At 44.8% G+C, this 611-nt stretch carries 1 rRNA gene; it reads left to right on the top strand.

Annotated features, from left to right (window positions below):
- Positions 1 to 611 (top strand): 23S ribosomal RNA (locus tag FE782_RS33520); the annotation flags it as partial.

Genomic DNA, 611 nt, shown 5'->3' with positions numbered 1-611 from the left:
GCCTTGGCAATCAGAGGCGAAGAAGGACGTGCTAATCTGCGAAAAGCTTGGATGAGTTGATAAGAAGCGTTTAATCCAAGATATCCGAATGGGGAAACCCAGTAGATGAAGAATCTACTATTATTAAGTGAATACATAGCTTAATAAGGCAAACCGGGAGAACTGAAACATCTAAGTACCCCGAGGAAAAGAAATCAACCGAGATTCTGTAAGTAGCGGCGAGCGAAAGCGGAAGAGCCTGTTAGTGATAATGGTTTTGTTAGGAGAATGAGCTGGGAAGCTCAATCGTAGAGGGTGATAATCCCGTATCCGAAAACATTATTATGGTACTAAGCTAACGACAAGTAGGGCGGGACACGAGAAATCCTGTTTGAAGATGGGGGGACCATCCTCCAAGGCTAAATACTCCTGATTGACCGATAGTGAACCAGTACTGTGAAGGAAAGGCGAAAAGAACCCCAGTGAGGGGAGTGAAATAGAACCTGAAACCGTGTACGTACAAGCAGTGGGAGCAAGAGAAATCTTGTGACTGCGTACCTTTTGTATAATGGGTCAGCGACTTATATTTTGTAGCGAGGTTAACTGAATAAGGGAGCCGAAGGGAAACCGAG

The organism is Paenibacillus antri (assembly GCF_005765165.1).
Lineage (GTDB): Bacteria > Bacillota > Bacilli > Paenibacillales > YIM-B00363 > Paenibacillus_AE > Paenibacillus_AE antri.
Note: the sequence above shows the minus strand (reverse complement) of the source record. Positions and strands in the feature narration are given on the sequence as shown.